This window comes from Serratia sp. BIGb0163 (assembly GCF_024809935.1).
Lineage (GTDB): Bacteria > Pseudomonadota > Gammaproteobacteria > Enterobacterales > Enterobacteriaceae > Serratia > Serratia quinivorans.
On record NZ_JANUDZ010000008.1, the window covers coordinates 74,761 to 86,786 of the forward strand.

At 53.7% G+C, this 12,026-nt stretch carries 11 protein-coding genes; 2 read left to right on the forward strand and 9 right to left on the reverse strand.

What is annotated here, in order from left to right; all coding sequences use genetic code 11:
- Positions 1–30: 30 nt before the first annotated feature.
- The 8 genes from ghrB to M2406_RS22065 all read right to left on the reverse strand — a co-directional run bounded on the left by ghrB (position 31) and on the right by M2406_RS22065 (position 7,463).
- Positions 31–1,008 carry a glyoxylate/hydroxypyruvate reductase GhrB gene (gene ghrB, locus M2406_RS22030; protein WP_218217369.1) on the reverse strand — a complete coding sequence of 326 codons (978 nt, stop codon included), beginning with the start codon at positions 1,006–1,008 and terminating at the stop codon, positions 31–33.
- A 104-nt stretch (positions 1,009–1,112) separates the two neighbouring features.
- Complete coding sequence (locus M2406_RS22035; RefSeq protein WP_012004531.1) at positions 1,113–2,381, reverse strand: MFS transporter; 1,269 nt, start codon at positions 2,379–2,381, stop codon at positions 1,113–1,115.
- A gap of 97 nt (positions 2,382–2,478) precedes the next feature.
- Positions 2,479–3,438 carry a sugar kinase gene (locus M2406_RS22040; RefSeq protein ID WP_259191384.1) on the reverse strand — a complete coding sequence of 320 codons (960 nt, stop codon included), beginning with the start codon at positions 3,436–3,438 and terminating at the stop codon, positions 2,479–2,481.
- 6 nt (positions 3,439–3,444) lie between these two features.
- A complete protein-coding gene (locus M2406_RS22045) occupies positions 3,445–4,197 on the reverse strand; it encodes a sugar phosphate isomerase/epimerase (protein WP_012004533.1) in 753 nt (250 codons plus the stop codon).
- Positions 4,198–4,380: 183 nt separating this feature from the next.
- On the reverse strand, positions 4,381–5,397 hold the full coding sequence (locus M2406_RS22050) for a LacI family DNA-binding transcriptional regulator (RefSeq protein ID WP_259191466.1): 1,017 nt from the start codon (positions 5,395–5,397) through the stop codon (positions 4,381–4,383).
- A 137-nt stretch (positions 5,398–5,534) separates the two neighbouring features.
- A complete protein-coding gene (locus tag M2406_RS22055; RefSeq protein WP_012004535.1) occupies positions 5,535–6,197 on the reverse strand; it encodes an OmpA family lipoprotein in 663 nt (220 codons plus the stop codon).
- Positions 6,198–6,465: 268 nt separating this feature from the next.
- Positions 6,466–6,924: an N-acetyltransferase gene (locus tag M2406_RS22060; protein WP_012004536.1), complete on the reverse strand. Its 459-nt coding sequence runs from the start codon at positions 6,922–6,924 to the stop codon at positions 6,466–6,468.
- Positions 6,900–7,463 (reverse strand): DNA-3-methyladenine glycosylase I, encoded by a 564-nt coding sequence (locus M2406_RS22065; protein ID WP_012004537.1) that lies wholly within the window; start codon positions 7,461–7,463, stop codon positions 6,900–6,902. Before M2406_RS22065 ends, M2406_RS22060 begins: the two co-directional genes overlap by 25 nt.
- 198 nt (positions 7,464–7,661) lie before the next feature.
- Between M2406_RS22065 and M2406_RS22070 the strand changes: the two genes are divergently transcribed.
- A complete protein-coding gene (locus M2406_RS22070; RefSeq protein ID WP_115183489.1) occupies positions 7,662–9,650 on the forward strand; it encodes an autotransporter outer membrane beta-barrel domain-containing protein in 1,989 nt (662 codons plus the stop codon).
- A 794-nt stretch (positions 9,651–10,444) separates the two neighbouring features.
- On the forward strand, positions 10,445–11,191 hold the full coding sequence (locus M2406_RS22075; RefSeq protein WP_115183488.1) for a LuxR family transcriptional regulator: 747 nt from the start codon (positions 10,445–10,447) through the stop codon (positions 11,189–11,191).
- On the opposite strand, the gene M2406_RS22080 is transcribed toward M2406_RS22075, so the two are convergent.
- Complete coding sequence (locus tag M2406_RS22080) at positions 11,150–11,809, reverse strand: acyl-homoserine-lactone synthase (RefSeq protein ID WP_041418424.1); 660 nt, start codon at positions 11,807–11,809, stop codon at positions 11,150–11,152. The genes M2406_RS22075 and M2406_RS22080 overlap by 42 nt on opposite strands.
- Between the last annotated feature and the right edge of the window lie 217 nt (positions 11,810–12,026).

A 12,026-nucleotide genomic window follows, 5' to 3' on the forward strand; every position in this document is an offset into this window, starting at 1 on the left:
GAAATGGGCGGCGGGCGCCGCCCTTCATGACTATTTCTTCAGCAGTTGTGGATTAACACAGTTTTCTTTGACCGTGCCGGTCAGGGCGGCAATCAGGTTGTCGACGGCACATTCGGCCATGCCATAGCGGGTCTCATGGGTCGCAGAACCGATATGCGGCAGTGCCACTACGTTTGGCAGCGTCAGCAGCGGAGAAGACACCGGCAGCGGTTCTTTTTCGAACACGTCCAGCCCGGCGGCATGGATGGTCCCGTTCTGCAGCGCTTCTATCAGTGCCGCTTCATCCACCACCGGGCCACGACCGGCGTTGATCAGGATGCCGCTCTTTTTCATTTTCGCCAGTTGGTCACGGCTGATCATATGGAAGGTTTCATCCGTCAGCGGCAGCGTAATGCAGATGAAATCGGATTCAGCCAATAGCGTATCCAGGTCACAGCGGCGGGCGTTAAAACGTTGCTCGGCTTCTTCGTGCGTGCGGCGGGCGTTATACAACACCGGCATGCCGAAGCCGAAGTGCGCACGTTGCGCCAGCGCCAGGCCAATTCGGCCCATCCCGAGAATGCCGATGGTTTTATGGTGCACATCGACGCCAAACCAGTCGGCCCCAATGCTGCCCTGCCACTCGCCGGCCTTTACCCGTTCGGCCACTTCCACCACCCGGCGCGCTGTCGCCAGCACCAGACTCATGATGGTATCGGCGACGGTTTCGGTCAGCACGGTAGGGGTATGCATCAGCAGCACGTTATGGGCATTAAGCGCGTCGACGTCGAAATTGTCGTAACCGACGGAAATGGTTGAGGCCGCACGCAGTTTTGGTGCCTGCTGCAGGAAAGCCTCATCAATTTTACCGCCGGAACCGATGATCCCTTCCGCCTGTTGCAACGCCTGGCGCAGCTCATCGTGGTTATCCGGGGTCAGGCCGTCGAAGGCGTGCACGGTGAAGTGCTGTTCCAGTCGTTCACGCAGGTCGGCGGGTATGTTTTTGTATAAAACGATAGAAGGCTTCATCACGAACTCCAGCAAGCTAACGATTAGGACGTTGGGGATCCAACATAACATAAAGCAAAAAGGGTGAAGGGCGCTGCGCCCGTCACCCCGGTCATTCAGGTAGATCAGGCCAGTTGTGGCTGAGCCTCGTTGCGAGCGGGTTTGACGACCAGCGTCAGCACCACCGCCGCCAGCAGGGCAATGGCCATAAACATATAAGAAGCCGCCGGGCTACCGGTTGCGCCGTTCAGGTAACCGACAAACCACGAGCCGAAGAAGGAACCCAGCGCACCCATGCTGTTGATCAGTGCCATAGCGCCACCGGCAACGTTTTTCGGCAGCATTTCAGGAATGATGGCGAAGAAAGGCCCATAAGGGGCATACATGGCGGCACCGGCAATCACCAACAGGGTGTAAGAGACCCAGAAATGGTTGGCGCCGACGGCGTAAGAGCCGAAGAAAGCCAGCGCGCCAATCAGCAACAGCGGCCAGACGAACAGCTTACGGTTTTGCATTTTGTCGGAGGCCCAGGACACCAGGATCATGGCGATAGTCGCCGCCAGGTAAGGCACCGCCGACAGCCAGCCGGCTTCCACCATACCCATCTGCATGCCGCTGCGCAGGATGGAAGGCAACCACAGCACGAAGCCATACACGCCAATACTCCAGGCAAAGTACTGTGCGCACAGCAGAATAACGTTGCGTGAACGGAAGGCTTCACCGTAGTTACGCACCGCTTTAATGCCTTTTTGTTCTTCTTCCAGCTGCTGCTGCAACGCCAGTTTTTCGCCGTCGCTCAGCCATTTGGCCTGGGCGGGTTTATCTTTGGCCAGCACCCACCAGCAGAAGGCCCAGATCACCGCCGGAATGCCTTCAAAGATGAACATTTCACGCCAGCCGTAGGCGTGGATCAGGTAGCCGGAAACCACCGACATCCACAGCACCGTGACCGGGTTGCCGAGGATCAGGAAGGTATTGGCGCGTGAGCGTTCTGATTTGGTGAACCAGTTGCTGATGTAAATCAGCATCGCCGGCATGACCGCGGCTTCCACCACGCCGAGGATAAAGCGGATAGCGGCCAGCATGGGGATATTACTGACCATGCCGGTCAGCGAGGCGCAGGCCCCCCACAGGATCAGGCACCAGAAAATCAGTTTTTTAACGCTGCGGCGTTCGGCATAGATAGCGCCGGGGATCTGGAAAAAGAAATAGCCGAGGAAAAACAGCGCGCCCAGCAGCGAGGACATGCCCTTGGTGATGCCCAGATCGTCATTAATGCCGGCGGCCGAAGCAAAGCTGAAGTTGGCGCGGTCGAGATAGGCCAGGCTGTAGGTGATAAACACGATGGGCATGATGTACCACCAGCGTTTAGCCGCGATAGTCGCTTTGTTCATGTTCAGATTCCTCAGTGTTCTCTCAACGCGTCCTGGTTGTAGGGCCAGAGGTACACGTCATGTGGAGAAGTCGGTTAACCGATTATGTTTGTTATATTTATTCAGCCAGTGCTGCGCGGGTCGGCAAGCCTTCGCTGTCGCCGATGGCCTGGATCGCCAGCGAGCCGATTTTGTTACCGCGTTGAACCGCCTGTTTCAGCGTTTTGCCTTCCAGCAGGGCGCTAAGGGTGCCGACCGCAAAACCGTCGCCTGCCCCCACGGTGTCCACTACGTTGTCGACTTTAATGGCGGCTACGGCCGCCTGGTCGCCGGCGGCGGTTTTAAACCAGGCGCCGTCCGGGCCGGTTTTGATAATCACCGCCTGTACGCCGCGCTCCAGGTAAAAATCGGCAATGCCTTCCGGCGTTGATTGGCCGGTGAGGGTTTGCCCTTCTTTCAGCCCCGGCAGCACCCAGTCGGCGGCAAATGCCAGCTTATTGAGCTGTTCGATCATCACCTGTTGGCTGGACCACAGCACCGGACGCAAATTAGGGTCGAACGAAATGGTTTTGCCCATCGCACGCATCTCACGTGCGGCATGGTGACACAGCGCCAGCGACTGACCGGACAGGGCCGCCGCTACGCCGCTCAGGTGCAGATGGCGAGCGGAACCGAAGTATTCGCGGTTGAAATCGTCCACTGAAAGATGACTGGCCGCCGAGCCTTTGCGGAAATACTCTACCTTGGGATCGGTACCATCCGTGGTTTTAGATTTGATCTGAAAACCGGTCGGATAATTGCCGTCTACCGTTACCTGCTGGGCGTTAATGCCTTCTTTTTTCAATTGTTGCAGGGCGAAGCGGCCGAAACTGTCATTGCCGACGCGGCTGACCCAGCCGACGTTCAGGCCCAGACGTGCCAGACCGATCGCCACGTTCAGTTCGGCACCGGCAATGCGTTTGGTGAAGGTTTCCACTTCCGCCATATCGCCGGTTTGGCTTGCCACGAACATGGCCATGGCTTCACCCAGGGTGACGACGTCCAATGGTGCGCTATGCGCGGCTGTCAGCGTTGTCATGATGTTTTACTCCGCGCGTAACAGGTTAACGTAGTAGCGGGTTACGTCTTCCAGACTGTCACCCTGTAATGGGAATTCAATGCCACGTGGAACATCCTGCGGCAGACGGGTTAGCAACTCACGCCATTTACCGTCACTGTCGTCCAGCGCCACGGCACGCCAGCCTTTCAGGCTATGAGTGGCGGCTTTAACGTGAACGTAGCTGACGTGGCGGGCCAGGCGCTCGGCAGCGGCGAAGGCGTCTTGCCCGACCCAGTGCCAGTTGGCCATATCGAAAGTCATGCTGACCGGCAGACGGTTATCTTCCGCCGCGTGGAAAAAGGCGTTCAGCAGTGACAGAATGCCGCAGTCCGGGGTCTGGTCATTTTCCACCACCAGGTTGACCGGATGCTGCTCCAGTGCCACTTTCAGTTCGGTAAAATCGAAGCCCGGCTGGTAATGGCCCAGGGATAATTTTAACTGGCGCGCATTCAACGTCTGGGCTTCCGCCAGCAGTGCAGGCAGATTTGGGTTCAGCGTGTGCTGCGGGGTAAACAGGGCTTCAGGTGCGGAATAAACGGCAAACAGTTGCTGCTGTTCGATGGCCTGAGCCAGAGCCGGCAGGGCCTGTAGCTCCTGAGCAGAAAACAGTTCGCGGCGAATTTCTACGCCGTCGGCACCTGCACCGGCGATGATCGGCAGTAAAGCGGCCTGGCCACCGAGCTGCTGGACGGTATCGGTGCCATAGGCGCCGGTCACTATGATAATTTCTCTGGTCATTTTTGCTCCTGAGGTGGTGTCAGTCCCACCGATACTGTTAACCACAAGTTAAATGGTACCGGTTCCAGACAAAAGCGACAGAGTGTAAAAATATGATCGCAGTCACGAACCTGAGCAAAAAATAGTCTGAATGATGCGATGTAAGGGGCGCACAGCTCGCGCCCCTGCGGGAAAGGGGAGAGATTATCGGGTGGTGGAGCCGCGCACGATCAGTTCACCGGGGAACATCTGTTCGCTGATGGGGGTATTCAGGCCCTGAATGCGTTGCACCAGTTGCTCCAGCGCGGCATGGCCCATTTGATAGGTGGGCTGTTTCAGGGTAGTGATACCCACCCCAGCCAGTTCGGCCCATTCCAGTTCGTCAAAGCCCAGCAGGCCGATATCGCTGCCCCACTGGATACCCAGCCGGCGCATGGCGCGTGCCACCTGCAGCGTCAGGGCACCATTAGCGGAAATCACCGCCTTGCGCATACCGCGATGGCGAGCGTTAAAGTCGCGGATCACGCCTTCCAGCTGCTTAACGTCGTTAAGCGGAGTTTCGGCCTGTTCAGCCAACAGTCCGGCATGTTGCGCTATGGTCTGGTTAAAGGCGTGCAGCCTTTCCAGGCGGGTATTGACCGTGCCGATTGGCTCGCTGAGAAACAAAATGGCTTCGAAACCCTGTTGCAGCAGGTGTTCCGTGGCGACGGTGGCCGCTTCGTGATTGTTGAGGCCCACCACATCGCAGGCGAAATCAGAGATTTTGCGGTCAATAAGCACCATCGGCAGCATCGATTGTTGCAGGGTCGACAGCGCCTCTTCGCGCATACCGACGGCATTGACCACGATGCCCTCTACCCGGTAACTGCTAAGCAATTGCAGGTAGTGCTGTTCCTGATTGACCTCGTTATTGGTATTACACACCAGCAGGGTAAAACCGTGTTGGCGGCAGGCCGCTTCGATACCGCGCATTACGTCCACCGAGTAGGGATTGGTGATGTCGGCGATGATCAGGCCAATCAGCCGCGTTTGGCCGCCCTTCAGGCTGCGTGCCATCTGGCTGGGCCGATAGTCGAGCTGGTGGATCGCCTGTTCGATGCGCTGTTTGAGATCGTCAGAAAGCAGGTGCTGCTCACCATTGAGATAGCGCGATACGCTGGTTTTACCCGTCTTGGCGGTTTTCGCCACATCGCTGATGGTGGCCCGCCCCGAGGCGCGAATTGCCTTAACACTGCTCACAGCCGATCTCCCCTGTGGTTAATTGCCAAGGAGACTAACACACCCGGCGCAGAGCCGGAATGCCCAATGGCGGAGCGGCGGGGGACAGGAAGTGGCGGGGCAGAGCGCCCCGCACGGGATTACTGCAGCGGGCTGAGGGTGATTTCAACGCGGCGGTTTTGCGCCTTGCCTTCCGTGGTGCTGTTGGAGGCGATTGGGTTGTCCGGACCGGCACCTGAGGTGCGGACGCGGTTGGCCGCCACACCCTGGGTGATCAGCGCGCTACCCACGCCGTCGGCACGTTGCTGCGACAGGGTCATGTTCAGCGCTCGGGAACCGGTGCTGTCGGTGTAGCCGATGATGTTAACCGCCGTTTTCGGGTATTCCTTCAACACCATGGCCACGCCGGTCAGGGTATTGGCACCCGCCGGTTTCAGGGTAGCGCTGCTGCTGTCGAAGGTGACGTTATTTGGCATGTTCAGCACGATATTGTCACCCTGACGGGTCACGCTAACGCCGGTACCTTTCATTTTGTCGCGCAGTTTGGCTTCCTGCACGTCCATGTAATAACCGGCACCGCCGCCCAGTGCTGCACCGGCAGCGGCACCAATCAGTGCGCCTTTGCCGCGGTCTTTTTTCGACGAGGACAGCATGCCGACGCCTGCGCCCAATGCCGCGCCGATCCCTGCGCCAATGCCGGATTTTCCGGCTTCAGATTCCCCGGTGTACGGGTTGGTGGTACAGGCTGACAGCGTGAGCGCAATGCTCACCGCGCCGGCAATAATCGCAATGCGTTTATTCATGTTTTTTCCTTTGTGGCATCAGAGTCTGTGTGCGTCAGTCCAATCTCGGGGACGCTAAAAAAACCGTTGGCCGCCTGGCACGCCAGGTTGCGGCGCTACTATGACGCGTATCTCCTCCGGCAGTTCCGGAAAAAAACGTGACAAATTATAAGCGGCTCACGGGCTGCGCTTGTTATCCGGTAAAACGGAGGGGAATACCATGCAGCGGATTCTGAATTGAACGCACCCCGGTGCGGAGTGCGCTGTTTTTAGCCAGAAGTGACAAGAATCAAACGCTGGCGGCCCAGTTCATGAGCAACGTATGGGCTTGAGTTTCTTCATTTAACAGGCGCTGTGTTACCTGGAAACCCTGCTTATGGTAGAACGCGCAGGCGCGCAGATTCTCCTGATACACTTCCAGGCTCAGCTGGGGATAGCGTTGTTGTACGTGCGCCATCAGCGCCTGTCCGACGCCGCGACCGTGAAACGCCTGTTCAACAAACAGCGCGCCAATGAAGCGCTGATCCAACACGCTAATGAAGCCGACGATCTCCCCCTCATGCCAATACGCCCAACTGTGCGCTCGCGGCAGGTAGTTTTCCCGTACCAGCGTTGCGCTTTCCCGCCAGTAGCTTTCCTTCACGAACGGATGGGCGGCGATGGTGCTGGGCAACCACAGGGCCATCAGCCGCGGCAGATCGGCCGGGCCGCAAGGGTGGATCGCTACGGCTTTGGGTAGCAGAGGCATCCGGTCAGATGATCGTTCACCAGCCCGCTGGCCTGCATAAAGGCATAACAGGTGGTGGATCCGATAAATTTGAAGCCGCGCTTTTTCAGCGCCTTGGACATGGCGTCCGAGCGTTCGGTTTTCGCCGGTACTTCGCTCAATTGTTGCCAACGGTTGAGCAGTGGCTTGCCGTCGACAAAGGTCCAGATAAAGCTGACGAAGTCTTCACCGGCTGCTTCCATCGCCAGATAGGCCCTGGCGTTGGCAATGATGGCCTCGATTTTGCCCCGGTGGCGGATAATGCCGCTGTCCTGCAGCAAGGTTTCCACCTCTTGTTCGCTGATGGCCGCCACCCGCTGTGGATCGAAGTTGTGGAAGGCACGACGGTAGTTTTCACGTTTCTTTAGCACGGTGATCCAGGACAGTCCGGCCTGTTGCCCTTCCAGACACAGCATTTCGAACAGTTCACGCGCATCGGTCGTCGGTGCGCCCCATTCCTTGTCGTGATACTCGAGATATAACGGATCTGCCGTCACCCAACCGCAACGTTCGTTGATCATACTGACTGTCCTTGTGCTGTGTTTATTTACAGTAAGCATCGCCCGAAGTTGCGAACTTGGCAAGCCCCTGATTGTTTTATCAACGACCGGCTTGACGTGGCGAAAAAGCCAGCAATATTTACTAGATGGCCGGTAGCCAAAAAGGCCAATGATAAAAATGTATTTTCCTTCATTTGCTTGGCTCTCAGGAGTCTGTTCATGCCTCTAAAAATAACTCGTATGCCCCGCCCGGCGGTGCTTGCAGTGGCAATATTATGCAGTATGACGACCTCAGCGCTGGCCTACGACCAACTCTATGTCTTCGGCGACAGTCTGAGCGACACCGGCAACAATGGCCGCTTTACCTACGACAGCAATAAACATCTGTTATACGACGAAGTGCTGGCGCAACGTATTGGTGCCGCGCTGGTGGCATCGGATAACGGCGGTGACAACTATGCCGCGGGCGGTGGCGTGGCGGTACCGGCGCTTAACCCGGCGGATAACACTCAGGATCAGGTGCAGAGCTACCTCAACCGGGTCAATGGCCGGGCCGATGGTGATGGGCTGTATATTCACTGGATTGGTGGCAACGACCTGGCGGCGGCGGCGTTAAATCCGACGACTGCGCCGGGTGTGGCCTACAACAGTGCGGCCGCCGCTGCAGCGCAGGTTCACTCGTTGTTAAATGCCGGTGCCGGAACGGTGATTGTCCCGACGGTGCCGAATATTGGCTCTACGCCGCAGCTGATGGAGCTGATTATCCAACAGGCGCTGACGCCGGTGCAAAACGCGGCAGTGCAGGCGGCCTACGCCACCCTGAATTCGCTGGCGACCCCGGACAATGACTCGCGAACTCAGGCCATCCACCAGGCGCTGACGGCCGCTGCGGCGCAGGGCAGTACCATCCCGCAGGTGCAGCAGGCGATTGCCGCACAGCTGATTGCCGCCTTTGACAGCCTGAGTGCTCAGGCCGGGCAACTGACCGATTTTTATAACCAGAACGAAGACCGCCTGCTGGCACTGGGCAGCGGCAATATCGTTCGGGTTGATGTCAACAAACTGTTTAGCGAGGCGATTGCCAATCCGGCGCAGTTTGGCTTTACCAATACCGCCGGTATGGCCTGCCCGCCGGGCGTTTCTTCAGCTGTGTGCAGCTCCGCCATGCCGGGTTTTGACAGCAGCCAATCCTATCTGTTTGCCGATCATTTCCACCCCAGCCCGCAGGCACATCAACTGATCGCCGATTACATTCAGGCGGTGCTGGACGGCCCGGCGCAGGTGGTGGCGCTGAATCAGGCGACGGCGGCCATGGCGCGTGACAGCCGCGCTACCCTCGACAGCCGTTTCCAACAGTTGCGCAATGGCGGCAATCCGCAAGGGGCGCTGGGCGTGTTCGGCGGTTATGCCGGACAACACTATGACTATTCAGCCAATCTGGCGGCAGGTGACGGCAACGCCACCACCCATAATCTGACGGTCGGGGTGGATTACCAGTTGACCGACGGCTGGTTAATTGGGGCGCTGATTTCCGGTTCCAATGACGATCAGCAGCCTTCCAGCCGCTACGACTATAAGGCGCGTGGCCTGCTGTTCTCGGCCTTTACCGCCCTGGACGTGTTTGAGCACGGTTGGGTGAACGCCGATCTGCATTACGCGACAATGGATTACGATGATATTCGCCGCAGCATGCAGCTAGGGTCGTTAACCCGCACCGAAACCGGCAGCACCGACGGTAAACAGTGGGGCGCAAGGGTCACCGCCGGTTATGACTTCCCCGTGACCTCCTACCTGACCACCGGGCCGATGGCGCAGTTCGCCTGGGATTACAGTAACGTCTCCGGTTACAGCGAGGACGGCAACGACAGCACCGCCATGAGGTTTAACGACCAGACCTACCATTCGCAGATTGGTGCGCTGGGCTGGCGGTTAGACAGCAATTTCGGCCTGTTTAACCCGTACGCCGAGGTGAGTTATCAGCATCAGTTTGGCGATGATGTCTATCGGGCCGGCGGCGGCCTGAAGTCCACCCAGACCTCTTTTACCCGCGACAGCGCCAATCAGGATAAAAACTGGCTGGATGTGACCCTGGGAGCGAACATGCCGCTGACCGATCAGGTGGCCGCGTTCGCCACCGTTTCGCAGACCGGCGGCCTGAGCAGCGGCGAACAGTTTATGTATAACGTCGGCGTCAGTGCGCGGTTTTGAGTGGTTGATATATCAGTAAGGGGCCCGGACATCTGGCCCATAATCAATACCGGTTGATGTGGCGGATCGCAGATATAACGGTATGTTGATGCTGGCCAATTAAACAGTGTGGGCACATCTATGATGTATGGGGGATTATTCGATTTGCTATGGATTATTTATGGCACTGAGTGGGGGGAATCAACGTTATAATGCGATAATTTTCGCTCTTTGCATGATGAAATACAGTATTTGACTGTACTTTAGTACAACTATCATTCGAGTTTAAAAAACTTTATTGTTATCTCAGAAAAACAAGACACACATAAAAAAAACTGATCCTGAATCAGGATCAGATAGCCAATTTGGCCAACACCAGGGAAACAATTTTAAATATTATTGTTTTATATATTTTGATTGTCAATTTCTTTCTTTCACCCTGTCATTTGATGGGGTGAGGAAGTTATTGGTTTTTTCCTCTGATGGCGAATCGTGTGTCTTCCTCCGTACTTGCTCGTAACTCCTCACTCCGTATGTAGTGTTTTTGTTTATTTTGTAATTAAAATTAACATGACATGTATCTGAAATTTTTTGAAGATAACCACGATATTTTCCTTTTTTACCTATCCTTTATGAGGCTAAATGGCGCTTATTAATATAAATAAATCCCAATCCGTGATTATTTATATTGTATAGATAATTTTTGTTGTCGATTTTAATAATTTAACCTGACTTTTTATCAGTTATGCCGCCAGCAATTTTTATGTTATAATTTTTATTAGCTAAGGATTTTTATTTTTTAAGGAGAGGGTTCAGTGTCAAATTCATTCTTCAATGATGAAACCATCAACACCACCATAAAAAATGATTTGGAAGGTAAACTTAGCGAGTATAGTAACGTGAAGTACGCTTATGCCATAATGAATAAAAGAAATCCGGCGAACTTTGCGATTATTTCGAACGGAACTGAATGGTTTGAATTTTATACAGAAAATAACTATCAATTTATCGACCCGGTTCTTATTACTGCTTCGCGCCGTATTACTCCGTTCTCCTGGGATGAAAATATAATGATTGATCCAGGGTTAAAATTGCCAAGAATTTTTGATATGGCTAAGAATTACAATGTAGTTAATGGCTATACATTTGTGCTGCACGATCATAATCATAATTTGGTGGTGCTTTCTATTATGATTGATAAACATTGCGACTATAATATAGAAGAAAGAATAATAGCCAACCAAGACAAACTTCAAATGCTGCTAATTACTACTCATGATAAGCTCACTGCATTTTACAAGGAAATTAATAGCCCTACCTACTTTGACAAAATGAACAATAAAGGAATATTCTCGAAGCGAGAGAATGAGATAATTTACTGGGCAAGCATGGGTAAATCCTATCAGGAGATTGCGCTCATCCTGGGGATCAAGCTCACCACAATAAAATATCATATTGGTAATGCCGTCAAAAAATTAGGCGTTACCAACGCCAAACATGCTATCAGGCTAGGCGTTGAACTACAGCTGATCAGACCCGTGCTTCCTGACACGGAAGGTTAATGGCCAGGCATCGCGGTCCGGGGTTAAGCCAGGGTGGGCCAAGTTGATGCGATCGACCAATATCTGCTGGTTGCGATCGTCAACCGGCATGTAAATCAGGTAAATTCGCTGGTTTTTCTCTGATTGCCCTTGCTCGACTACTGTAATTTCCCAACCGGATCTTTGGAAGATAATCAGCATGGGATGGCTGATGATTGCATAAATCCCTTGGTAATCATAATTTCTTGCATAATTGATCATAGATAAAAAAAGTAGTGAACTGATCGGTTCATTTTGTAATTTCATCGCCTGCACACGTCCCTTATCGATAAAAAGCCTACTGGCCTCAACAAAGTTACCTTCAGGAAGTTCTATTTTATTAAAATAGGATTTAAACGTGCCAGTAATCATATTGTTGTATTTTGTTTCTATAAATCGCAGACTGCAGACTACCATATTTTCATACATACCAAAAAGGTACGTAGTATGATTGTTATCATACTCGTCAAATTCCATATTGTTTTCGCAATTAACAATCCAGTTGAGACGGTCTTTAAATGTCCTCTTTCTTAAAGAGAATAATTCTTTAGAACGGTTATCCGACAGTAGATTGTAATCCACATCAAAGATTTCTATCATTTCTACATCTTCCATAATCGAATTTTAAATTTAATTTCGTCTTACGACAATGCTGGGGTGCGGTAGACAATCCTACCAGAGTCAAGTCGGCAAGTAAATTTTTAGCCTGTGAGGTAAATAATTGATGATTGGTTTTTATAATAAAGTGTTTCTTTTATGTGATGATTGTTATTTTAACAATCACATTTTTTTTTGCGAATCATCTCTTGGAATGTTT